Source organism: Sphingorhabdus sp. M41 (assembly GCF_001586275.1).
Classification (GTDB): domain Bacteria; phylum Pseudomonadota; class Alphaproteobacteria; order Sphingomonadales; family Sphingomonadaceae; genus Parasphingorhabdus.
This window is the reverse complement of sequence record NZ_CP014545.1, coordinates 2,732,731-2,755,310: the sequence shown is the minus strand read 5'-3', so window position 1 is coordinate 2,755,310 and position 22,580 is coordinate 2,732,731. Positions and strand designations below refer to the sequence as shown.

Annotated in this window: 23 protein-coding genes and 1 tRNA gene; 15 read left to right on the top strand and 9 right to left on the bottom strand. The window is 55.4% G+C overall.

Going from position 1 to position 22,580, the window contains the following annotated elements; all coding sequences use genetic code 11:
• Nucleotides 1-69: 69 nt before the first annotated feature.
• Nucleotides 70-2,100 carry a hypothetical protein gene (locus tag AZE99_RS13045; protein ID WP_067201912.1) on the bottom strand — a complete coding sequence of 677 codons (2,031 nt, stop codon included), beginning with the start codon at nucleotides 2,098-2,100 and terminating at the stop codon, nucleotides 70-72.
• A 269-nt stretch (nucleotides 2,101-2,369) separates the two neighbouring features.
• Between AZE99_RS13045 and AZE99_RS13040 the strand changes: the two genes are divergently transcribed.
• Both AZE99_RS13040 and AZE99_RS13035 read left to right on the top strand, forming a co-directional pair.
• Nucleotides 2,370-3,005: a hypothetical protein gene (locus tag AZE99_RS13040; protein ID WP_156472267.1), complete on the top strand. Its 636-nt coding sequence runs from the start codon at nucleotides 2,370-2,372 to the stop codon at nucleotides 3,003-3,005.
• Nucleotides 3,006-3,105: 100 nt separating this feature from the next.
• Nucleotides 3,106-3,723: a hypothetical protein gene (locus AZE99_RS13035; RefSeq protein ID WP_156472265.1), complete on the top strand. Its 618-nt coding sequence runs from the start codon at nucleotides 3,106-3,108 to the stop codon at nucleotides 3,721-3,723.
• Nucleotides 3,724-3,750: 27 nt separating this feature from the next.
• Here the strand turns inward: AZE99_RS13035 and gmk are convergent, their stop codons facing one another.
• A complete protein-coding gene (gene gmk, locus AZE99_RS13030) occupies nucleotides 3,751-4,419 on the bottom strand; it encodes a guanylate kinase (protein ID WP_067201904.1) in 669 nt (222 codons plus the stop codon).
• A gap of 118 nt (nucleotides 4,420-4,537) precedes the next feature.
• Here gmk and AZE99_RS13025 point away from each other — a divergent pair, with 118 nt between their 5' ends.
• The gene (locus tag AZE99_RS13025; protein WP_067201902.1) at nucleotides 4,538-5,656 is read left to right on the top strand and encodes an AI-2E family transporter; all 1,119 of its coding nucleotides are present in this window, start codon (nucleotides 4,538-4,540) and stop codon (nucleotides 5,654-5,656) included.
• A 9-nt stretch (nucleotides 5,657-5,665) separates the two neighbouring features.
• Here the strand turns inward: AZE99_RS13025 and AZE99_RS13020 are convergent, their stop codons facing one another.
• The 4 genes from AZE99_RS13020 to AZE99_RS13005 form a co-directional block, all read right to left on the bottom strand.
• Nucleotides 5,666-6,949, bottom strand: coding sequence for an MFS transporter (locus tag AZE99_RS13020; RefSeq protein ID WP_067201899.1), 1,284 nt, complete (start codon nucleotides 6,947-6,949; stop codon nucleotides 5,666-5,668).
• 381 nt (nucleotides 6,950-7,330) lie between these two features.
• A complete protein-coding gene (locus AZE99_RS13015) occupies nucleotides 7,331-7,594 on the bottom strand; it encodes a hypothetical protein (protein ID WP_067201897.1) in 264 nt (87 codons plus the stop codon).
• Between the two features lie 18 nt (nucleotides 7,595-7,612).
• Nucleotides 7,613-9,007 (bottom strand): class II fumarate hydratase, encoded by a 1,395-nt coding sequence (gene fumC / locus AZE99_RS13010; protein ID WP_067201894.1) that lies wholly within the window; start codon nucleotides 9,005-9,007, stop codon nucleotides 7,613-7,615.
• On the bottom strand, nucleotides 9,004-9,489 hold the full coding sequence (locus tag AZE99_RS13005) for an SspB family protein (protein ID WP_067201892.1): 486 nt from the start codon (nucleotides 9,487-9,489) through the stop codon (nucleotides 9,004-9,006). Before AZE99_RS13005 ends, fumC begins: the two co-directional genes overlap by 4 nt.
• Nucleotides 9,490-9,603: 114 nt before the next feature.
• Between AZE99_RS13005 and hisB the strand changes: the two genes are divergently transcribed.
• From hisB to AZE99_RS12960, 10 genes are all read left to right on the top strand, one after another.
• Entirely contained in the window at nucleotides 9,604-10,197 is a 594-nt protein-coding gene (gene hisB, locus AZE99_RS13000) for an imidazoleglycerol-phosphate dehydratase HisB (RefSeq protein ID WP_067201889.1), read from the top strand.
• Nucleotides 10,190-10,354, top strand: a complete 165-nt coding sequence (locus AZE99_RS16175; protein WP_156472262.1) for a hypothetical protein — start codon at nucleotides 10,190-10,192, stop codon at nucleotides 10,352-10,354. The genes hisB and AZE99_RS16175 overlap by 8 nt, the downstream gene beginning before the upstream one ends.
• 8 nt (nucleotides 10,355-10,362) lie before the next feature.
• Nucleotides 10,363-10,983, top strand: a complete 621-nt coding sequence (gene hisH / locus AZE99_RS12995) for an imidazole glycerol phosphate synthase subunit HisH (protein ID WP_067201887.1) — start codon at nucleotides 10,363-10,365, stop codon at nucleotides 10,981-10,983.
• 94 nt (nucleotides 10,984-11,077) lie between these two features.
• On the top strand, nucleotides 11,078-11,806 hold the full coding sequence (gene hisA, locus AZE99_RS12990; RefSeq protein ID WP_067201884.1) for a 1-(5-phosphoribosyl)-5-[(5-phosphoribosylamino)methylideneamino]imidazole-4-carboxamide isomerase: 729 nt from the start codon (nucleotides 11,078-11,080) through the stop codon (nucleotides 11,804-11,806).
• A 96-nt stretch (nucleotides 11,807-11,902) separates the two neighbouring features.
• A complete protein-coding gene (gene hisF, locus AZE99_RS12985; RefSeq protein WP_067201881.1) occupies nucleotides 11,903-12,664 on the top strand; it encodes an imidazole glycerol phosphate synthase subunit HisF in 762 nt (253 codons plus the stop codon).
• Nucleotides 12,665-12,748: 84 nt separating this feature from the next.
• Complete coding sequence (locus tag AZE99_RS12980) at nucleotides 12,749-13,069, top strand: phosphoribosyl-ATP diphosphatase (protein WP_067201878.1); 321 nt, start codon at nucleotides 12,749-12,751, stop codon at nucleotides 13,067-13,069.
• Nucleotides 13,069-13,449: a histidine triad nucleotide-binding protein gene (locus tag AZE99_RS12975; RefSeq protein WP_067201875.1), complete on the top strand. Its 381-nt coding sequence runs from the start codon at nucleotides 13,069-13,071 to the stop codon at nucleotides 13,447-13,449. The genes AZE99_RS12980 and AZE99_RS12975 overlap by 1 nt, the downstream gene beginning before the upstream one ends.
• A gap of 52 nt (nucleotides 13,450-13,501) precedes the next feature.
• Nucleotides 13,502-14,935 carry a sodium-dependent transporter gene (locus AZE99_RS12970; RefSeq protein WP_067201873.1) on the top strand — a complete coding sequence of 478 codons (1,434 nt, stop codon included), beginning with the start codon at nucleotides 13,502-13,504 and terminating at the stop codon, nucleotides 14,933-14,935.
• A gap of 3 nt (nucleotides 14,936-14,938) precedes the next feature.
• Nucleotides 14,939-15,142 carry a DNA gyrase inhibitor YacG gene (locus AZE99_RS12965; RefSeq protein ID WP_067201871.1) on the top strand — a complete coding sequence of 68 codons (204 nt, stop codon included), beginning with the start codon at nucleotides 14,939-14,941 and terminating at the stop codon, nucleotides 15,140-15,142.
• Between the two features lie 101 nt (nucleotides 15,143-15,243).
• Nucleotides 15,244-15,319 (top strand) — tRNA-Phe (locus AZE99_RS12960).
• 452 nt (nucleotides 15,320-15,771) lie between these two features.
• Here the strand turns inward: AZE99_RS12960 and AZE99_RS12955 are convergent.
• Both AZE99_RS12955 and AZE99_RS12950 read right to left on the bottom strand, forming a co-directional pair.
• Complete coding sequence (locus tag AZE99_RS12955; RefSeq protein ID WP_067201869.1) at nucleotides 15,772-16,497, bottom strand: hypothetical protein; 726 nt, start codon at nucleotides 16,495-16,497, stop codon at nucleotides 15,772-15,774.
• Between the two features lie 46 nt (nucleotides 16,498-16,543).
• Entirely contained in the window at nucleotides 16,544-18,178 is a 1,635-nt protein-coding gene (locus AZE99_RS12950; protein ID WP_067201866.1) for a putative bifunctional diguanylate cyclase/phosphodiesterase, read from the bottom strand.
• A 652-nt stretch (nucleotides 18,179-18,830) separates the two neighbouring features.
• Here AZE99_RS12950 and AZE99_RS12945 point away from each other — a divergent pair.
• Complete coding sequence (locus AZE99_RS12945) at nucleotides 18,831-19,271, top strand: hypothetical protein (protein WP_067201863.1); 441 nt, start codon at nucleotides 18,831-18,833, stop codon at nucleotides 19,269-19,271.
• Here AZE99_RS12945 and AZE99_RS12940 read toward each other — a convergent pair.
• Nucleotides 19,245-19,865, bottom strand: a complete 621-nt coding sequence (locus AZE99_RS12940; protein ID WP_156472261.1) for a response regulator transcription factor — start codon at nucleotides 19,863-19,865, stop codon at nucleotides 19,245-19,247. The two genes, AZE99_RS12945 and AZE99_RS12940, sit on opposite strands and share 27 nt — an antisense overlap.
• Nucleotides 19,866-20,905: 1,040 nt before the next feature.
• Here AZE99_RS12940 and AZE99_RS12935 point away from each other — a divergent pair.
• A complete protein-coding gene (locus AZE99_RS12935) occupies nucleotides 20,906-22,309 on the top strand; it encodes a methyl-accepting chemotaxis protein (RefSeq protein ID WP_335339211.1) in 1,404 nt (467 codons plus the stop codon).
• Nucleotides 22,310-22,580 lie beyond the last annotated feature (271 nt).

Sequence of the window (22,580 nt, the reverse complement as noted above, 5' to 3'; positions counted from 1 at the left end):
TTGATGAGGGATGGAGATAAGGCAGGATAGATTGTGGTGCGCGTGATGGTGCTCACGGTGGGACGGAGATTATTTTTTGCTAGAAACCCGCCGAAAAGCCTCCCGATACCGCTCAAAAAACCTGACCATTTCCGGTGAACGCTTGCTCTTCATGTCATTGAAAAATTTGCGGTTCCAGCCCTTGGCCGTGCCGAGGTGGATCATGGCGTATACATAGGCGAGCAAACCCGCGGAAAAGCCGAACGCTGCATTCATGCCTGCCGTTGCCCAGATGATTGCGGCCAGTAACGGGTAGGCCAGCACCGGGAAGCTGATTGCCTTGCGATAGTTGAAAATAGCTTTGCTATCCCGCGTTGGCAGGCCGAATTTTCCTACCAGAATCGCGGTGAAGGGCAGCCGGTTGTGAATGATTGCTGCGGGTATTTTTAGCCACCAGGGGACCGGCGCGAGCAGGATTGTGCCGAGCGCAAGCAGCTCGAAAAACGGATAGCGGATCACCAGTAACGCCAGCACTTTGTAATCATGATATTGTTTTGCGGTATGTTCGATCAGTTCGCTGACGCCTTCGACCGCATAGCGGCCGGTCTCGCGAAATCGGAACACATTGTTCGGAAACATGAAATAACGCATCAGGCCGCTTTTTGCCGCCACCTCTTTGCGCGACGGGCGAATGCCGAGCAGCTTGGCGATTTCGTCGGTAAACGTGCCATACCAGACCAGATGATCGGTCCTTTTCTCGGGGCGGTTGGCATAATAGGTCGCGTTATAGTCGCTGATCCGCTGCGGTAGATTGTCCCGGATCTGGCCGCGAAATGCCGGCTCTGCGATCATCCGGTGGACGAGCAGACATTGCATTTCGGTGATATTGTTAAGCCCGCCGGTAAACGGTCGCGTGAAACCGATCGTGTAGATATTGTCGAGTTGAGGGGATGTCACGCCGAAAAACTGTTCCCGGGGTTTATAGGCAAAATTACCTGCTTTTCCACCGCTGTGCATCCGGATTTCCGGAATTGCCGGTTCTTCGTTGTCACCATCGATGAACAGATCGAATGCAGCGGTTTCACCGGCTTCGCTGATTGTTTTTGCTTCGTGATCAATGGTTGTCGCCGACTTGTCCCACAGCTTCACATGACCATGTTCGAGAAAGAAGGGCAGATCGTTGATCAGATAGCCTTCGCTGATCTTCTGCTCGAGCGTCGCTTCGCAATAGCGCTTGTATACATCAACCGGCCAATATTTGATCGCGATATGGCCATTTTCGATTGGCGCTTTCGCTTTGAAAAAGCCTTTCATCTCCTGACTGGGCCGGATTGATTTCGGGTGTCGCACACCCAGGCTGTCGCGATCAAAAATCCTGGCGAAAAGATGATGGATCAGGCCATGAATATAGCCGCCATCGATGAAGGCGCGATAGCCCCATTTGGTAATTTCGGAGAAATTGTGGCACTCGAGCTGATCGAGCGGCACGAAGCGCGGACCATCGTCAAATGGGGAGAAAGTGGCGAACATCTTGTCGAGAATGATGAAACCGTTGGACACGAGATGGACTTGGGCACCATGGGCGACGAGTCTGGCGATCAGCAGGTTGGAACTGTCTCCGGTGGCGGCCACCGCTACGCTTTTGCCAGCGAAACTTTCATCGACCCGGATCTGTTTCAGATTGCTGTTCATCTTCCGCCGGAAAGCCGTTGCGACAACGACCTGTTTGGCCCTGAATTTTTCGCCACTTTCGAGATGGACGATGCTGTGATCGGGATGATTGTCGATGCTGTCGACTTTGCCGGAGTATATGCGATCAGCGTAACGTGCGGCATATTTCTTGTGGATCGCGTAATATTGCCGGGCGGTCGGAAAGCCGTCTTTGAAATCCTCGCCCTGCTCCTTCAGCATTTCGACCAGTTCGAAGGAATAGACGCTGCTCTGGAGAGAACTGACCAGATCAAAATCGAGCGTGCCGGCTGCTTCCAGCTGTTGCCAGATCGGTGTCATTTCCGACACCATCAGCCAGTTGATACCGCTCGCGTCCAGTTCCCGGATCAGCGCCATCGTGGAAAATCCACCGCCGACGATCAGAACATCAATTTCCCGTGCTTCTATCATATCTGCCCCCTGATACCGTCGCTTCCGCTTTGGTAACGGGTCGGAGGCGTAAAACCAACGCTCTTTTGGACGCGATCCCCGGTTAATTGTCCCCATATTGCACGGGGCGCCATGGCTTTGGCCTTTTGTCGAGCACCGACTGCTGTTGGTCGAATCCAAAATGAAGGATCGCGGCACGATGCTATGCAGGGATCAGCTGAGTGATAATCCGGAAAAAGCATAACGCTTTCGGGTCGCATCAAAGCTTAACCATGGGGGATGGTGTCAGAGTGCGAACAAGCAAAACGCTGTACCGGGATATATTGCCTACCGCATGGGCAAGCTCCTGTTTCCGGAACAGCAGGCATCGCGTCCGCCCCCTACTGGGCGCAGCCATTGCAACGCTTCTGGTGCCATCCCCTTTGCTTATGCGCGTTCAGGCGCAGCCGGCGGAGAGCTCTGTTGCCAAGCCAGTTCCAGCCTGTGCTAGCGATGAGCATCGCGCCTTTGATTTCTGGATCGGCATCTGGGATGTGACTGCAGCCGGTAAGGATCAACCGACGGCGGTGAACAGGATATCGCGCGAACATGGCGGCTGCGTGCTCCGCGAGGATTACAGGACCAAGGGCGGCTATACCGGTATGAGCATGAGCTTCTATGATACCGCCCGTAGAAAATGGCATCAGACCTGGATCGGCGCGGATGGTGCGGCGTTATATATCGAGGGCGGACTCAATGATCGGGGTGAAATGGTGCTTAGCGACCGGAATAGGCCTTTTGACCAGAAAGGCATGGTGATCAACCAGATAGGCTGGGCGCCCCAAAAGGATGGCAGCGTTAGGCAGCACTGGCAAGCTTCGCAGGATGGCGGCAAGACATGGAACACTGTTTTTGACGGCCTTTATATCAGGCGGGCCACGGAGTGACCGGACAGCGCACGGGCTGATCAACGCGACGATGTTTGTTGAATCATGCTGTCGACCGCGATAGAAATATGCGCGGGGGTCCTGAGCGAAAGGACTAGATATGTTGCAACGAAAATTATTCTTCTTCAGTACGTTATTGGGCGCCTTGTTTTTCAGCGGCGCTGCGATGGCGCAAGACACCGATGCCGACTGTGCGGCCGCCAAGCAATATCTGGCTGAGCAATATAGCCGGTCTGATCCTGAAAATAATGAAAAATATTACAAAATATGGTCGAGTGAGCAATGTGTGAATTCTCGGAAACAAGCGGAATTACATGTCGATTCCGCCATAGCAGAGAATGAGCAGTTTATCCGCAGTCTGAGCAGTGATTATGACACGCGACTGGCAGAAATACCTGCGATATGCAGGCCTATTGTCGAAAAACGATGGGCTGGTGCTTCCGAGAAATTCAGGGCCAAACAGAAAAAACCGGAACTACTGATCTCCTGCATCCGCAACCGGTCCCATGCCCTACGGGCAGAATATTTGAATCGCCTCAACGAACAGTCCGAAGCCCAATTTCTGGAACAGCAGCGGCTGAACCGGGAGCAGATCGCCGCAGACAAAAAGGCTGATGCCGAACGCAAGGCCGCTTATGAAATGAAAATGGAAGAATGGCGCGATGCAGTGAAAAGATGCAAGGCCGGAGAAATCCGATTTTGCGCGCCCGGATCGTAAGAAGGCGCCGGCACCTGCCGGATCAATCTATTCTGCCATCAGATCCCGGACAAATCCGATCAGGCCGGTTTGCCGTGAGCGCCGCATGCGTTCGGTGGCGAGTATCTGCTTCACCTTGGTAAAGCAGGCGTCGAGATTATCGTTGATCAGGACATAGTCATAGCCGTCCCAATGGCTGATTTCGCTGGCGGCGCGCTGCATCCGGCTTTCGATAATGTCGGGTGCGTCGGTATTGCGGCTTTCCAGCCGGTTGCGTAGTTCGATGAGTGACGGTGGCAGGATGAAGACCCGCACGACATCCTGTCCGGCGCGCTGGTAGAGCTGTTGTGTCCCCTGCCAATCGATGTCGAACAATACGTCCTGGCCTTCTTCCAGGCTTTGATTGACCGGTACCGCCGGCGTACCGTAACGGTTGCCGAATACGGTGGCATATTCCAGGAAGCTCTGGTCGGTGACCATTTCTGCAAATTCGTCGCCGCTGACGAAATAATAATCCTTGCCATGTTCCTCACCGGGGCGTTTTGGCCGGGTGGTTACGGAGACCGACATGGCGATCTCGTCATCGGCTTCCAGCAACATCTTCGCCAGCGTCGATTTGCCAGCCCCCGACGGGGAGGACAGCACGAAAAGCAGCCCCCTGCGATTGAGCTCGCGGTGATCATTGTCGATATTCTGGGAAGCAATATTGTCGGCCATAGCGGCTATTGGCCGAGAAGGGCGCATCGCGTCAAGATGCTTGTCCCGATGTTTCTATATCCGCCGGTTGCGCAATCATCCTGATGACAGTTCCGCAGATTAAGGCTATCGCAAAATTATGATCCAGGGACGTGTCAGTACTATATTCTATGCGATCGGCATCACGATCATGGTCGGCTGGCTGTTTTACGTGGGCAAGGACATTATCTTGCCGATCGTGACCGCAATTATATTGCTGCAGATTCTCTACGCCGCCAGCGCAACCGTGGCCCGAATTCCGGGGCTGGGCCAGACTCCGCTGTGGCTGCGCGCGACGCTTGCCCTGATCGGGGTATTGGCGCTGCTTTTTGCAATGACGCGGATGCTGGTGGCGAGTTTGCAAAATCTTGTTCCCTCGCTGCCCGTCTATCAGCGCAATCTGGAAAATCTGTTTGCTGCATGGTTCCCGATGCCGGCCAAGCAAGGAGTGGGCAGGCCGGAAATTTCCGAACTGATGGCATCCCCGGCTGCGATATTTGACCGGGGCACCGAAGCGGTCGCCAAGGCGATCAGCGAATTTGCCACGAGATTTTTCACCGAGATCGATATTGCTGCTCTGGCCCAGTCGGCCCTGTCGTCGCTGACCAGCTTTGGTGGCTTTGTTTTCATCACCATTTTATATGCGTCCTTCCTGCTCAGCGAGATCACCGGCTTTCCGGAAAAGGTCCGCCGCGCTTTCGGTTCGGACAGCGATTCGACCGACACGCTCAACATGATCACCCGGATGAACCACGATATCGGCAGCTATCTGGCAACCAAGACGCTGATCAACATCATCCTCGGGCTCATCTGCTGGGTGATATTGCTGATATTGGGCGTGGAATATGCCGCCCTGTGGGCGATCATCATCGGTCTACTCAACTATATCCCCTATATCGGCTCGTTTGTCGGTGTCGCTTTTCCGGCGCTGTTTGCCGTGGCCCAGTTCGGCAGCTTGACGATTCCGCTGATTGCGACTGGTCTGATGGCGACGGCGCAGGTGATTATCGGCAATATCGTCGAGCCGAAGATGCTGAGCAAATCGGTCAATCTCAGTCCGATGGTGGTGCTGGTTTCGCTGGCGATCTGGAGCAGCCTTTGGGGCATTCCCGGGGCAATATTGGCAGTACCGTTCACGACCATCTTGATGATCGTGCTGGCGCGCCGTCCCGGTACCCGTCCGATTGCGGCGCTGCTCTCCAGCGACGGGAATATCTAGCGATTGGCGCTAGGCCGGCGTTGGTGGAGGTTTCAGGAAAAATGCAGCAATCAGCCCTGCGATCAGCAATCCGATCGCACCGGCAAAGGCGATATCATAGCTGCCGGTCGCTTCGAAAATATAGCCTGCTCCGGCCGGTGCTGCGGCGGCGAAAGGCAACATGACCGGCGCGAGTACCGAATTGATGATCGGAAAGGCGCGTTCGCCGAAATAGTTTCCCGTTACCACCGGCCCCAATACCAGCAGCCCGCCATAGCCGGCGCCAAATAGCATGCCCATGATCGAGAGCAGGATAACGCCATGGCCGAGCCAGAAACCGGTCAAGCCGATGGCCATCAGGGCAATGAAACCGAATAGGGTCCAGCGCAGTTCGAACTGATCTCCGAGCCAACCCGCAGGAATGCGCGCCAGACCGCTGCCCAAAATCGCAAGCCCGAGGATGGAGGCCGCCTCCAGGCTGGAGAGCCCGTTGTCGGTAAGGTGTAATATCCCGTGGTTGAGCAGGAAAAAGAAGGTCGCCAGATAGCCAAGCGTGACCAGCATGACGAGATAGAGGGTTGGCGTCCGGATGACTTGCTTCATCGTCCAGTCGTGGCCGGTCCGATGGGTTTTCGGTCGCATGTTTCGAGCCAGCGGATCCTGTGCCGCCAGACCCGGATTAACATTGTCGGGAAACTGGCCGATGTCCTGCGGCCGGTTGATGATGAACCGCGTGGCAATCAGGGCGATGATGATCATGGCTGCGGCGATCATCCAGGCGGCGCGCCAGCTGTCGGACCGGTCCATCATGGTCGAGAGCGCCGGCTGCGCCAAGGCACCGCCCAGCGCGCCACCGGTCATGACGATCCCGATAGTGGTGGACCTTTTGATGCTGAACCAGCTGATCATCGCGGTTTGCGAGCAGATCGGACCGGTGAGAGCAAAGGAAAGACCCATGACGCCACCCCAGATCAGGATCCACTGCCATATTTCCGTAACCGCGAAGATAAGCAAGGTCAGCCCGCACAGCATGACCAGCAGCCCGATGGTGACTGTCTGGCGCACGCCATATCGACTGAGCAGATAGCCGGTCAACGGATAGGCCAGGCCCAGCATGATCAGGGCGATTGACTGTGCTAGCGAAGCCGTGCCGCGGTTCCACCCCATCGTCTCGACCATCACCGGAAAGACCACCGAATAGGCGAAATAGACAAAGCCGGATGCGGCAAATTGAATGAAGAAGAACAGCCCGACATTGGTCCAGCCATAGAATTTACGGGGGGAATGCCCCGTTTGCGCGGTGGTTGCCAACATGCTCTCCTGTGCCGCTTGCAATCTGCGACTTGGGCGCAGCTTACAGCAATGTCAGTTGCAATCAATATTGCAAATGGGATGGGAGAGTCTGGTCATCGGATTTCGGCTGCCGGGTTCCATCAACCGCGATCGCGGTGATGCTTGTCACCCTGCCCCAGGCGCAGGAGCAAGTCCAAAGTACGTCAAAGCTCGGGCCAAGCACGCGCTATTGCGCGTGATTTTGGATAGATTATTACCCGTATCGGAAATTTTGTTTCGGGCGGTTTGGTGGCAGGGGATGGCCAGATCAGCGCGATCTCAATTTAGTGCATTTGGTAAACTGCCATCGTCACTGCAATTCAGTATTTTTTGATTACAGTGTCAGGGGCAACATGCCCCAATTCAAACCACTCGATCTTCCGGAACCGGACGACCCTCGATATCAATCACCGCTTCGGATGCGGGCAGGGCTTCGGCCTCTTTTTTATCATCATAGACTTTCTTGGCGATCAGCGCCCCGCCGACCAGCAGCGCACCGGGGACGGACCGGGTGGCCAGACGGGCCGCGAGCATGCCGAGGCCGAAATTGCGCAAGCCATGGCCTCTGGTATGCTTGCGGGCCTCGTAACCCACGGCGGCGGTGAATATATTTCTGATTAGCGACATGTTGTTCTGGTTCCCGGATCAGGAATGATTTCCGACCATATTCTCAGGTCTTACATGGGTATCGTAGGTTTCTGCGTCAACCAGACCGAGCTCCAGCGCGGATGCGCGCAGGGTCTGGCCGGTTTTATGAGCATATTTGGCAATCGCCGCTGCCTTGTCATAGCCGATCACCGGCGCGAGGGCTGTGACCAGCATCAGACTGTTATCCACCAGTTCCTTGATCCGCGCTTCATTAGCCTCCAGACCTTCCACACAACGTTCGGAAAAGCTGGACATGCCGATGGAAATTATCTCGATCGAACGCAGCACATTGGCGCCGATCAGCGGCTTGAACACATTGAGTTCGAGATGGCCCTGCAGGCCGCCGACGGTCACTGCCTGATGGTTGCCGATGACCTGCGCAGCAACCATCGTCAGCATCTCGCACTGGGTCGGATTGACCTTGCCCGGCATGATCGAGCTGCCCGGTTCGTTGGCCGGCAGGTCGAGCTCGCCGAGGCCGGAACGCGGGCCGGAGCCGAGCAGGCGGATATCATTGGCAATCTTGGTCAGAGACACGGCTAGCGTGTTGAGCGCGCCGGACAATTCGACCATCGTATCATGTGCGGCCAGCTCGGCGAACTTGTTGGGCGCGGAGGTGAATTTAAGGCCGGTAATCTTGGAGATTTCCTTGGCGATATGCTCGCCGAAATTTTCCGGCGCATTGAGACCGGTTCCGACCGCTGTTCCGCCTTGCGCCAGTTGCAGCAATCGGGGCAATACGCTTTCGATCCGGTCGCGGGCGGCGACCAGTTGCGCGGCATAGCCGGAAAATTCCTGTCCCAGGGTCAGCGGCGTTGCGTCCTGCAAATGGGTGCGGCCGATCTTGACGATCGATTTCCACTTCTGTGCTTTTTCCGCCAGCGTGTCGTGCAATTGTTCGAGCGCCGGGAACAGTTCGACTTCCAGCGCCCGCGCTGCCGCTACATGCATGGCGGTGGGAAAGCTGTCATTGGACGATTGGCCGCGATTGACATGGTCATTGGGATGGACCGGATATTTTCCGCCGCGGGTGCCGTATATTGCCTCGTTGGCGACGCCGGCGATCACTTCATTGACGTTCATGTTCGACTGGGTGCCGGACCCGGTCTGCCAGATGGTCAATGGAAACTGATTGTCATATTCGCCGGTACGCACGGCATTGGCCGCTTTTTCAATCGCGGCGGAAATTTCCGGTTCCAGTCCATGGATGCCATTGACCCGGGCTGCTGCCTGTTTGACGGCGGCCAGCGCATGGATCAGCCGGATCGGCATGCGTTCCTGACGGGGGAAGGGGAAATTCTCTATGCTTCGTTGGGTCTGGGCACCCCAATAGGCATCGGACGGCACCTCAATTTCGCCAAGGGAGTCGGTTTCGGTGCGCGTGCCGCTCACTTTTTCTTGCCGAAGTCCACCGTCACCACGTTGGAGCCGTCATCGACGGTTTCGACCGCTTCCGTCTCGCCGTCATTTTCTGCGGGGTCGTGGCCATTGATATCGCCTTCGATCTCGTCGACGTGGAATTGCAGGGCAAAATCCACCGCCGGATCAACGAAGGAGGTTATCGCGGCAAAGGGGATATGCAGCATCGAGCTGATCTGGTTGAAGCTCAGGCCGACTTCGAAACGGTCCTCGTCAACCTTCAGGTCCCAATAGCGGTTCTGGATGACAATCGTCATCTCGTCCGGGAATCGCGCGATCAGATGATCGGGAATATCGACACCGGGCGCGCGGGTCTTGAAGGTGATGTAGAAATGATGTTCGCCGGGCAGGCCATCTCTTACAACTTCTCCCAGCACTCGGCCTACCACCGCGCGCAGGGCTTCCTGTACGATTTCGTCGTAAGGAATCAGGCTATCGGGTGCATCATCGCTCATTTGCACTAGGTGGCGCGTAGCGGGCATCGGGTCAAGAGCGTAAAATGAATTTCGCATGGCCCAAAGGCCGCGAAATTCTTGCCTGATTTGTCCAAGCCATTATAGGCCTGTTGCATGAGAACAGCGACAATCGAACGAAATACCAAGGAAACCGAGATTTTTGTCGAGTTGAACCTCGATGGAACCGGTCAATATGACGTGTCTACCGGCATCGGTTTTCTCGATCATATGATCGAACAATTTTCGCGCCATTCGCTGATTGATCTGAAAATGCGGATCAAGGGCGATCTCCACGTCGATCAGCATCATACCACCGAAGACAGCGCCATCGCGCTGGGCCAGGCGATCAACCAGGCGCTCGGCGACAAGGCTGGCATCGTCCGCTACGGCAGTGCCTATTCGCCGATGGACGAGACGTTGAGCCGGGTCGCGCTGGATATTTCCGGCCGGCCATATTTCGTCTGGAACGCTGGTTTCACGCAGGAACGGCTCGGCGAGATGGACACCGAACTGTTCAAGCACTGGTTCCATAGCGTCGCCGATGCCGCCGGGATCACGCTGCATATCGAACTGCTCTATGGCGAGAATAACCATCATATTGCTGAAAGCATCTTCAAGGGCTTTGCCCGGGCGATGCGTCAGGCGGTCGAGCGCGACCCGCGCAAGGGCGACGCGATTCCCTCGACCAAGGGGCAATTGGGTGGCTGAGTTGCGCGTCCCGCGTCAGCGGGCTTTTCTTCAGGATTTTATCACGCGAAGCCGCGAAGCCGCGAAGAAGGTGCGGCTCGCGGATGATCTTCGCGCCTTCGCGGCTTCGCGCGGAACCGATGGCGGGCATTTCAGTTTCCGCGCCTTCGGCGGTTGATTTGCGCTATGTCTGAAACCATTGCTCTCATAGATTTTGGCGCAGGCAATCTGCATAGCGTCCACAATGCGCTGATTGCTGCAGGGGCGGGCAACGTCTCCGTAACCGCCGAGCCGGAACTGGTAGCGCGTGCAGACCGGATCATATTGCCCGGTGTGGGTGCTTTTGGTGCCTGCCGCGATGCCTTGGTGGCGATTGATGGCATGGTGGCAGCGCTGGACCAGCGGGTCCGCGGTCAAGGCGTGCCTTTTCTCGGTATTTGTGTCGGGATGCAGATGCTGGCGGACAAGGGCATCGAATTTGGCGAGCATGAAGGCCTCGGCTGGATAAAGGGAACGGTGAAGGCGATCGAGCCTGCCAGTGACGACATAAAAATCCCGCATATGGGCTGGAATGACGTAAGCCCGACCGAGGGACATGATCTTCTCGAGCGGGGCGAAGCTTATTATCTGCACGGCTATCATTTTGATGCCGCCAGTGAAGCGGACATATTGGCCAAGACCAGCCACGGCGTTCCGCTGGTCTCGGCGGTTGCCCGCGATAATATCGTTGGCGTGCAGTTTCATCCGGAGAAAAGCCAGGCTTATGGACTGGCCTTTCTCAATCGTTTTCTGGAGTGGAAACCATGACCATGTTGAATACCGTTCGTCCTGAGCCTGTCGAAGGACCTTTCTCGTCAGATCGCCATGGTTCGACAAGCTCACCACGAACGGAATTACCGAAATGATCGTATTTCCTGCCATTGATCTCAAATCCGGCGAAGTCGTGCGTCTGGCCGAGGGCGATATGGATCGCGCCACTGTCTATGGTGACAATCCGGCGGAGCAGGCAGGCCTGTTCGCCGCTGCAGGAGCCGAACATATCCATGTCGTCGATCTCGACGGCGCCTTTGCCGGATCGCCGCAAAATGCGGAAGCAGTGGAAACCATTGTCGCCAGCTTTCCCGGCTATGTCCAGCTGGGCGGCGGTATTCGCAATCGCGAGACGGTCGAACGCTGGTTCGAACTGGGTGTCGCGCGGCTGGTGATCGGCACCGCGGCCCTCAAGGACCCGGATTTCGTCAAGGATATGGCGAAGGAATATGAAGGCGGTATTGTCGTCGCTGTCGATGCGCGGGATGGCATGGTCGCGACCGAAGGCTGGGCCGATGTCTCGGATGTCAGCGTCAGAGATCTGGCTCGCCGGTTTGAAGATGCAGGCGTCGCCTCGATCCTGTTCACCGATGTCGGTCGCGACGGGATGCTCACCGGCTGCAATATTGAAGCCACCGTTGACCTGGCCCGCGGCGTCGATATCCCGGTGATCGCCAGCGGCGGGGTCAAGGGGCTGGACGACATCCATATGCTCAGCCAGTTTGCCAAGGACGGGATTGAAGGTGTAATTACCGGCCGGGCGCTCTACGACGGGCGGCTCGATCTGGCGACAGCGATTGCGATGGCCAATCGTGGTTGAGCGGTCTAAGTCCGTTCGTGTCGAGCGCAGTCGAGACACTTTGGTTTCGCGCGCAAACGTCTCTCGACTTCGCTCGAGACGAACGGCGGTACGAGCATGACCGTCCGTATTCGCGTTATCCCCTGTCTTGACGTCGCCAATGGCCGGGTGGTCAAGGGCGTTAATTTCGTCGATCTGCAGGATGCAGGCGATCCGGTCGAACAGGCGCAGGCCTATGACGCCGCCGGGGCCGACGAGCTCTGTTTCCTCGACATCACCGCATCTCATGAAAATCGTGACACGATCATCGATGTCGTCCGGCGCACGGCTGAGGTCTGCTTCATGCCCGTCACCGTCGGCGGCGGCGTACGTACGGCCGATGACGCCCGCGCGCTGCTGATGGCAGGGGCAGACAAGGTTGCGGTCAACAGCGCTGCCGTAACCCGGCCCGAGGTGATCAGCGATATCGCCACCCGCTTTGGCAGCCAGTGCATGGTTGCTTCGATCGACGCACGGCGGGTGGCCGAAGGGCGATGGGAAATATTCACTCATGGTGGTCGTACGCCGACCGGCATTGATGCGCTCGAACATGCCGTACGCATGGCCGATCTGGGGGCAGGGGAGTTGCTGGTGACCTCGATGGATCGCGATGGCACCCGTGACGGCTATGATCTGGAGCTGACCCGCACGCTGGCCGATGCGGTCTCCATTCCGGTGGTGGCGAGCGGCGGAGTCGGTAATCTCGGCCATCTGGTAGAGGGTGTGACCAAAGGGCATGCCAATGCCGTACTCGCGGCCTCAATTTTTCACTTTGGCGAGTATAGTATAGCCGACGCCCATGCTGCACTACGTGCTGCGAAGCTGCCGGCACGGCTCTGATTCTTCCCGACTTTGTTTGCGGGTCGAGCAAGTTTGACCGCTAGGACTTGACGAACAGGCGATCGGTCGCGCAAACCGCCAGCGATGACCGATATTCTCAAATCTCTCGAACAAACGATTTTGGAGCGCCGCGAAGCGGAGCCTGAAGCCAGCTATGTCGCCAGCCTGCGCGCCAAAGGCCGCGCCAAAATGGCCGAAAAACTCGGCGAGGAAGCTACAGAGGCGGTGATTGCAGCGGTGCTGGATGACAAGGCGGCGATGACTGGCGAGGCTGCGGACCTGCTGTTTCACCTGATGGTGCTGCTCGCCGACATGGGCCTGTCGCTGGATGATGTGATTGCCGAACTGGCCCGCCGCGAGGGTCTGTCGGGTCTGGAAGAAAAAGCGGCAAGAGGAACAAGCTGATGGCGATTGATCCAACCCAGCCTTATGATGATGACAATATTTTCGCGAAAATCCTGCGCGGCGAAATTCCCAACAAGACCGTCTATGAAGATGAGTGGGTGCTCGCCTTTCATGATATCAATCCGCAGGCACCGGAGCATATACTGGTCATCCCGAAGGGGCGCTATGTCAGTTGGGATGATTTCTCTGCGTCTGCCAGCGAGGCTGAAATTGCCGGATTTGTCCGCGCAGTCGGTCATGTGGCTCGTGAAGCGGGTATGGTCGAGCCAGGCTATCGCCTGCTCGCCAATATCGGCAAGCACGGTCATCAGGAAGTCGCCCATCTGCACGTCCATATTTTTGCCGGAAAACCGCTTGGCCCTATGTTGATGCGCAGCTAGTAACAGGGGTAACAAAGTCACAACCGGCTCGAGATAACGGGGAGAATAAAATATGGCAGGCGCAGTAGCACCGGGTGGTGAGGGTTGGTCCTCACGAACCGCATTTATTTTGGCAGCGGTTGGCGCCGCGGTCGGTCTCGGCAATATCTGGCGTTTTCCGACGCTGGCCGGTGAAAATGGCGGCGGTGCGTTTGTTCTTGTCTATATCGGCTGCATCCTTTTGATCGGCATGCCGATGGTATTGTCCGAAATCGTGATCGGTCGCCATGGCCGCAGCGACGCCTATCACAGCGTCGTCAAGGTTGCCGAGGATTCGAATGTCAGCAGAAATTGGGGCATATTTGGCGGAATCGGCATTCTTAATGCCTTTCTGATCCTGACCTTCTACAGCGTCGTCGCTGGCTGGGTGCTTTATTATGTCGGGGTGATGAGCGGCGATTTTCTCGGCGCACTCTTCTCCGGCAATCCCTTTGTCGGGGCGCTGGCTTCGGAAAGCCCGGAAACCATACCCGGCCGGATGACAGACCTGTTTGGCAACATCCCGATGCTGCTCGGCATGCACACTTTGTTCATGGTGATAACCATCTGGATCGTCGCGCGCGGCGTGACCGACGGCATCGAGAAAGCGGCAACCTATCTGATGCCGACCTTCTTTGTGCTGCTGGTGCTGATCACGCTCTACGGTGCCTTTACCGGCGAATTTGCCAAGGCGGTTTCCTTTCTCTTCACCCCGGATTTCAGCAAGCTGACGCCAGCTGTCATGAATGACGCTCTGGGGCAGGCGCTGTTCTCGATGAGCGTCGCCTCTGCCGCGCTGATCACTTATGGCGGTTATGTGTCGAAAGAGACCAAGCTTGCGCCGACAGCCGGGATGATCGCCTTTGCCGATACTGGCGTGGCTCTTCTCGCCGGCCTGATGATTTTCCCGATTGTCTTCGCTGTCGGTCTTGATGCAGCTGCCGGACCGACTCTTGTGTTCCAGTCTTTGCCGATAGCTTTTCACACCATGCCGGCCGGGTCCCTGGTCGGATTGCTGTTTTTCATTCTGGTTTTCTTTGCCGCTTTGACCAGTTCGATATCGTTGCTGGAAGCCGTAGTGGCCTGGGCCATGCGCAAATTCAATTGGGACCGAGGGTTTGCCGCCTGGTCCATCGGCGGGATCATATTCCTGATCGGCGTCGCCTGTGCGCTCTCGCTCAATGTCTGGAGCGATGTCCGACCGCTCGGCTTCTGGCCATTGTTTGAAGAGAAGAATATCTTCGATACGATTGATGATTTCGTGTCGAAAATATTGCTTCCGGTCGCCGCCTTTCTGACCGCTGTGTTCATAGGCTGGCGCGCTGACAAGAAGCTGATCGAAGCAGAAACCGGCCTCGAAGGCTCGCTCTTCGGTCTCTGGCGTTTTCTGGTAGCCTGGCTCTCGCCAATCGGTGTGGCGCTGATATTCGTCTTCGCCGTTTTCCCGAATCTAGTGGGGCAGGGATAGCAGATGGCGGGTAGCAGACCCTCGAAATGTCCGGTGTGCGGCCAAACAGCAACCACGGAATTCGCGCCTTTCTGCAGCGCTGGTTGCAAGGATCGCGATCTGCTGCAATGGCTGGGTGATGGTTATAAAATACCCGGACCAGCGGTTTCGCCGGATGAGTTGGCCTATCATTTTACCGGGGAATCCGGCCGAAATGGAGAGGAGTGAACAGGCGCAATAAAACCGCCATTTTTAGGCTGGACAAGCAGCAATAGCCCCGCCTATAGCGTCGCTTCCTAACGTGGCCAGCGCATCGCGCCGGCCCAGATGCCCGAGTAGCTCAGTTGGTAGAGCAAGCGACTGAAAATCGCTGTGTCGGTGGTTCGAATCCGCCCTCGGGCACCACCTTTTTCCTTAATTTTCAACGTCTCGTAGCACTGCCGCCGTGGGCCAATTTAATGGCAAGTTCTTAGAGGGGTAGCTCGCGCCGCATGGGAGTTCCCGTGACCAGAGACCATTTGGCAGCAGCGATAGTAGGCACCAATGCCGGTTTATCTCAATGGCCCAAAACGCTGGCACCAGATGCGCTATTGTTATTGGCAGGTTTTGAGCTTCAGTTGAAGCCGAGCAGCGTTCCGCTGTGCCGCCCAGCAGAGCGGAACGCTGCCAATCCGTAGGATCTTGCGACCAGTCAGATCAACCGGCTGAGCACCATCAACAATCGCGGAGATAATATCCCCAAAGCAATTATGAGGTTGTTTGGGTCCGTTACGATATAGGGCCTTTCATGCCTTGTCGCTCATCTCCTCTGGTCGCGATTTTTGCGAAAAGGCAATTCGTCAGATCCAGCAAGAAGCTCAGAAAGCAAAACCGAATGCCATCCGAACCGTGTCGCGATAAGTGCTCCCCGAATCCATGCGGCGCAGATATTTGACGCCGATCTCTATCTCCTTGCCGCCAGCTACGTCCCACGACACTATGGCGCTTGGGCCAGCATATTGCGCGGCATCAAAGCCATGGCTATAGCCGCTAAGGCGTGCGGCCTGACCGGATACTTCGGCACCCACTGAAACATGGTCTGCAATCTTGTGGTGCAGCGTAGCCGCGTAGCCGAGCGATGTGCCTTTTTCGTGAGCGTCGATACGGCGCCAATAGACGTTGCCAAGCGCAGTCCATGGACCACTCTCATGCTCGAGGATCAACCGCGTGTCCAATTGCGGAAAATTGCCGTCGGTCGTTACACCAGCCATTACAAGCATGGCCGCATGAACCGGGGCATCTTCGCGCGTCAGACCGACCAGCGCGCCAATGGCGATTTTCTCTACCTTGAAATGTGAATCCTCCGCTTCGCTTTCGACTGCTATGCCAAGTGCAAGACCGTCTGAAACTCCGTGAAACAGTTCGACCGCGTGCGGTCGCGCTGCGTGGTTGGTCTCGCCAATTTGGCCGTTATACTCAAGGTGTGAGTGACCCTCATGAGGGCCTGGCTTATAGATCTGCTCTGGCGCTTCTGCGCCGGCTTGAACGGCGGTTGTCATGGCCAGCACAGCCACGCTCACGCGAAAAAATGTACTTAAATGCATAGGTTTAGTCCTTTTGAGTGGTGAGTTTCATGGTGATTCAGCGGTCTCAAACTGAGTATCCGCGAGCAGGTAGGTCGAATGGCGGCGTGTCGTTGAGTTGGGTCCAATTGGGCGTGTGCGGTCCGACCAGCTTGCGGCTGACGGCTTCTCCGGAAATGGGTCGGCCGAAATGATAGCCCTGCCCCTGCGCACATCCCATCAACTTGAGGATCGCGGCAACTTCGGGGCATTCGATACCCTCAGCTATGACCCGCAAATCAAGGGTCGTGGCCAAACCGACAATCGCTTTGACAATCTTGAATGCTTCAGGGTCTTCCCCAAGCTTCATGATGAAGCTTCTGTCTATCTTGATCTTGTCGAACGGAAGCATGCGCAGATGATGGAGACTGGAATAACCGGTCCCGAAATCGTCAAGACCGATCCGCATGCCCTGATTTTTGAGCGACCTAATGGTGCGCTTGGCGTTCTCTTCGTCGCCAATGATCGCATTTTCGGTAATCTCGATAGCCAAACGCGACGGGGCAAAGCCATGCCGCGCAAGGGCGCCGAGAATTTTCTGGCTGAGCCAGGGGTCTTTTAGTTGAACCGGTGAGATATTGATCGCAATGGTGAGTGCTGGGTCCCAGTTGCGCGCCTCTATACAAGTCTTGTCGAGCAGGCCGAACATCAGGTCATTGATCAGGCCGCTTTCCTCAGCGATCGAGATGAATTGATCTGGTCCAATAGTTTGATCATCTTTGCGGTTCCACCGCGCCAGCAGTTCAAACCCGACGATTAGGCCGGTTTCAAGATCTATAAGTGGTTGATAGTGCGGGAAAAACTCCTGATCAATAATTGCGGTTCGGAGTTCTCCCTTAAGAATGGCGCGCCTTTTGATCTGGTCATCCATCGCTGCTTCATATGATTTGTGCAGGCCGCGGCCAGCATCCTTCGCACGGTACAGCGCGACATCGGCCGCACGCGCCAGTGCGTCAGGCTGGTCGGCGTCGCTTGGGAAAATCGAGATTCCTGCGCTTGCCTCGATATGATGAACCAGGCTGTTGTCGAAGAACGGTTCTGCCATTGTATGCACGAGGTGGCTTGCGACAGTCTGCGGCATCTTGTCATCGGCTGTGGGCATTTCAACGATGATGGCGAACTCGTCGCCACCCAACCGGTAGCAGATCTGTTCGTCTTCGATCTCGCTGCGAAGGCGATCCGCCACCAATCGCAACAAGCGATCACCTGCGGCATGGCCATGCAAATCATTAACATCCTTGAAGCGGTCCAGATCGATGAAGATCAACGCCGCATGTTGCGTTGCCCCTTCCGCGCACAGCGCAGATAGCCGCTCCAGAAGTGCCCAGCGATTGGGAAGGCCAGTCAGCGGATCATGAAATGCTAGCGAATGTACGTGCTGTTCCGCCAAATCACGGGCGTCGCTGACCGTCAGCATCTCATGATATCGGCGTACTGCGAATACGGCGATGCCGATCGCCGCAAGAATGAATGCGAGAATGAGCGAATCAACTTCATAGTCCGGGTGGTTCGCGACCCAGTCAAAGAATCGATCGCATGTTTCAGTCCGTTCGATCACAAGCCATGCGAGGAACCCGACCGCCGTGATCATCGCCGAGTCACGTCGCGCCGACGTCATCGCATTCCAGCGGGACCGAAATTCAGTGGTTGCATTTTCGGTCAAGCGCCGCACTCCTAAAAAGCGTTGCGCACTAATGAGCGGGCTAAGTTCAATTTTCCATTGGCAGGATACTAGGGGCCAATACGTATTCCCCGTTCCCCGTCAGCACCTATTTTACCAAATTGATGTTGTGAATTCAGAAGTGCTTTGGTTTCATCATAGTGGTGAAGGAACGAATCCAAGGTCTCCTGCTGCGCAGTCTGTAAAATCGGCTTATGCTGACAATATTGAATAGTCTAAACTGCTGGCTTTGATGTGATCCCCAGGCCCAGTGCCTTCAGGATGATTGGCCTTTCATGGCCGTCGTTCCTTACAGGCTTTGAGTTGGCAGCCCCAGCGGTCACAACATTATATTCTCTCGTCTTTCATTCGCGTAGTAAAATTGCGTGTGTTTTTGGTTCGGCTGTACAATTCGAATGTCCAGCGGCTTAATTCTGATCGATTAACGCTGTGCATATCTTTGCTGCAAATCCAGGCCGATCAATATTGATGCGCCGGAAGTTCGCAGATCAGCAGCTTTTCTTAAAAATTTTCTTGGATATTTCATATTTATATGTTCTTGTGATACTGTGCATCTATTTGCTAATCGAAGGTTCACGATTGAACACTAGTTCACTTTCACCTGGCTCTCTGTGCCCAATGAGAGGATAGAGTTTTGAAAAATGTCTCCAAGAAGCGTGCTGAAAGCATCGCCTTGACTGGGAAGATGATCGAACTGTGCGCGAAAATCCAGGAAGTAGAAGTAGGTTGCGAGATTGAGATCGCTTGTGAATTGGAAACCTTGATCGCGGAGATTCCTGTTCAACCTATATTTTCTAATCGATATTGCGCGCCCAAAGAGGACGCAAGATCACCTTCTCACCAGAGTGGGTTGGTCGCGCTGTCCGTCATCTACATCATTCGAAATGAAGCCAGCTATATGTTGAGCCACAACCGTCGAGGAGACTCTATCGCATCAATCGCGTTGCCACGTGCCACACAGGATGTAACTTTCGCAGCGGTTTCAGAAGGCCTGGCAATGCTTGGCGCATTCATCAGTGTCCAGATTGCGGCAGTCAAAAAGACCTATTTAGACATTGAGCTTGGCAACGCTTGATTGCGAGGCCTCCCAGTTCAGGCGGATGGCGTTAACAGTATTTTCCACATTGAGCTTATCGATCAGGTTAGCGCGATGAATTTCAACAGTCCTAGGGCTGATGCCCAATTCACGGGCAATGCCCTTATTTGAACTGCCAATCGACATGCACCGCAGAACGGAAAATTCTCGCTCACTGAGAGTTCCAATCCGCCTGGTCGCATAAATATGATCTCGATTGCGAGCAACTACAGATTTCCATTCCCGCTCAATACGAGTAATGGATTCAACCAGTTCCGCCGATTGGAATGGATAGGCTAGATAATCAATTGAACCGGCTCGCATGGACCTCAACACATCGGTAGGTGACGGCCCCGGCCTGTAGGAGATGATTGGCAAGTATTCGCCACTCTCCTTGATGCCGGAAACCAAGTCTTCAAGAGCGCCGTGTTCGTCAGCGATCAAAAAGTACCCGCTCTTTGGCCATCTGTTGCCTAATTCTTCGATATTTGCAAAAGGTTGTGCGACGAAATTGGCGGATGTCGCTTTGCGGCAAACGTCACTTCTTCTCTCTAAGCTCTTGTCAATGATATAAATATTACTAAATTCCTGCATGCGCCCCCCGCCAAGAATAGATATTTTTTGAGAAATTTGAACCCAATTTGTGAACAAACCAAAATGCCCATGATTTGTATTGTCCTTGACGGCACCCTGCGATAAAATTAAGTAGGACTACGTAATATTTTTTTGAATGGCCATGCCTTCGGTCGCAGGACGGTTTACCGCCAATGCCAGAGCTGGCCCAAGCAATAGCATTACTGCCCGAAAAAATCATACTCATGACCGTCAATCACTGCCAGCATTGCATGATTGCGACCTGATTGGTGAGGAACGCAGGCGGCGATGATATGTCGAACAAAATCTGTTCGGTGTCATTCGCAGTCTTATATCTTGTTGGCGATCAATTCCCAAAACTGCAGAAGTACAGCCTTCTAATACGCCTTCGGACCTGTCGTAAACATTGCGGGATAAGTGCTTCGACCATGATCCGCACCGGGCTCCTGAGCGCTGACCGCTAGTTCGGCTAAGTTGGTTGGGTTCGATCCCGCTAAGGGCAATATTGCCAGCCGCGATGAAATGGCTGCACCAACCCGTTAAGCAAGAACTCAAAAAGCCCTGCCAACGTAAAGCCGCCCGCACATGGGTGCATAGTGGTCACCGTCTGAGGCCAGTAGAAATGCAAGCTCGGACAAATTCGCTTGAGATAAGATTTCCGAAGTTGAACGGGGATCCTACTATGACCAAAGATCGAAATTTAAGCACTTTTTTCAATATGCTGTCGGTTTCATGATCGAGTTTGCACGCTTCGGAAATCAGCCGTGGCCCAACTCGACTGGTGTGCATCTTCACTAGCGTTGATGCGAAATCTTTGGTTGCCATGCGCCCCAGCCAAGGATGTGGCTGCTGTAAAGCGTTCCTGTTTGTCAGGCATATCAATTGCGGATGCCAAAGATAATTTCATGCTCATTCTCGCCCCCGATCGCCAGCGCGCCCTATAGATCATCTATAGATCACAGGTACATTGGACGGAGGATAGGAGCGATGAGTGCTTACCTACCTCCTTTGCAGAGGGAATAAAGCTTATGAATTGGTTTGTGAAAATTGCGCCAATCCGCACGAAAATGCTGGTGCTGGTGCTCATAATGACAGCTTTGGTTGCGGCGACTACGGTAGCCACTTTTTTTGACAGTGCGCACGCTACCGGTATCGGGATCGCATCATGTATAATTATCTTCAGTACTGGTATGTGGCTTCGCAAGCTGATTTGCGACCCTTACGTGACCACCGTAGTACGGATGGAAGCACTCGCTAGCGGCGATCTCGACAGTCTGATTCAATTCTCGGATTACGAGGATTGCGTGGGCCGGATGACGCGAGCCATGGGCACTTTCCGTGATAACGCAGTAAACATTCAGACCAGTTCGGCAGAGCGCGAGGCCGCGACCACGGTGTTGGCCGAACATTTGAGCAAGCTGGCCGAAGGTAGCCTCGATGTATTGATCGAAGAGCCGTTGCCTGGTGCCTTTGCTCAACTCAGCGAAAACTTCAACACTGCCCTCACGCAGCTGCAAGAGATGATCGTTTCGGTCAACGAAGGCGCTCGGGGAATTCGCACAGGATCGCACGAAATCGCTCAGGCATCGGAAGATCTGGCACGTCGGACAGAAACAAATGCCGCAACGTTGCAGGAAACGTCCTCCTCGCTTAGTCAAATCGATGATCGTTTGAAAGCTACCGCTACTTCTGCCAATCGCACAGTATCGCGTGCTGACGATGCGATCAGTTCGGTCAAGAGCGGTCGCTCTGTCGCTGATGAGGCCGTTCAGGCGATGGGCCGTGTTTCGGAAAGCGCCAAGGGGATCGACAGCGTCATCGAGGGCCTCGACAAGATCGCCTTCCAGACTCGCGTCCTGGCAATGAACGCCGCAGTCGAAGCCGGTCGAGCCGGGGAGGCAGGACGCGGTTTCGCGGTCGTCGCCGACCTTGTCTCCGCCCTGGCGATGCGCGCCGAAGAGGAGGCCCAGACCGCGCGCGACCAGTTGACGGTCACCCAGGCCGACATCGGCACCGCTGTGGAAGCAGTCACCAAAGTCGATAGCGCGCTTGAATCGATCAATGAGGGTGTCGGCGAGGTCCATCAGCTTCTAGGCCAAATGGCCGCAGACAATCAGGTGCAGTCGACTGCGGTTACCGAAATCAGCGGAGCTATCTCCCTGATGGATCAGGCAACGCAGCAAAATGCAGCCATGGTCGAGGAAACGTCGGCTGCCGCACGTAATCTGCTGACCGAGGTAGACGCGCTATCTGAAAATGCCGGAAAGTTCGAACTGGCTAGCGACGACCGCAAGTCCTTGGCAAAAAAGAAGGCCAACCAGCCTGCCGCCAATGGCAAAAGTAAAAGCAAGTCCCAGACTTACGTCCCGCCTATGCATGTAATGGCCAATGGCTCGGGTAACGGCCTGTCAAACGGCCACAGCGGTGAGTGGGCCGACTTCTAACCAGACTTACAACCGAGGCCTGCTTCGGAGAGCCGCCGTCCTGTCCCAGGACGGCGGCTCTGTCATGTCCGGACGATTCAAACATGCAGCACAGTGCGCTTGGGGGAATATTCGGACCGCAGGACAAACCGCAAGGCTTGAAACGAAGGGCTGCGTTCTTTCCTGAGCCTGATACAGTGGAAGGGCAGCCAGCCTGCCGCCAATGGCAAAAGTGAAAACACGCTCCAGGCTTGCGTCTCACCCGTGCCGGGATCGGTCATAGCTTCGGGCA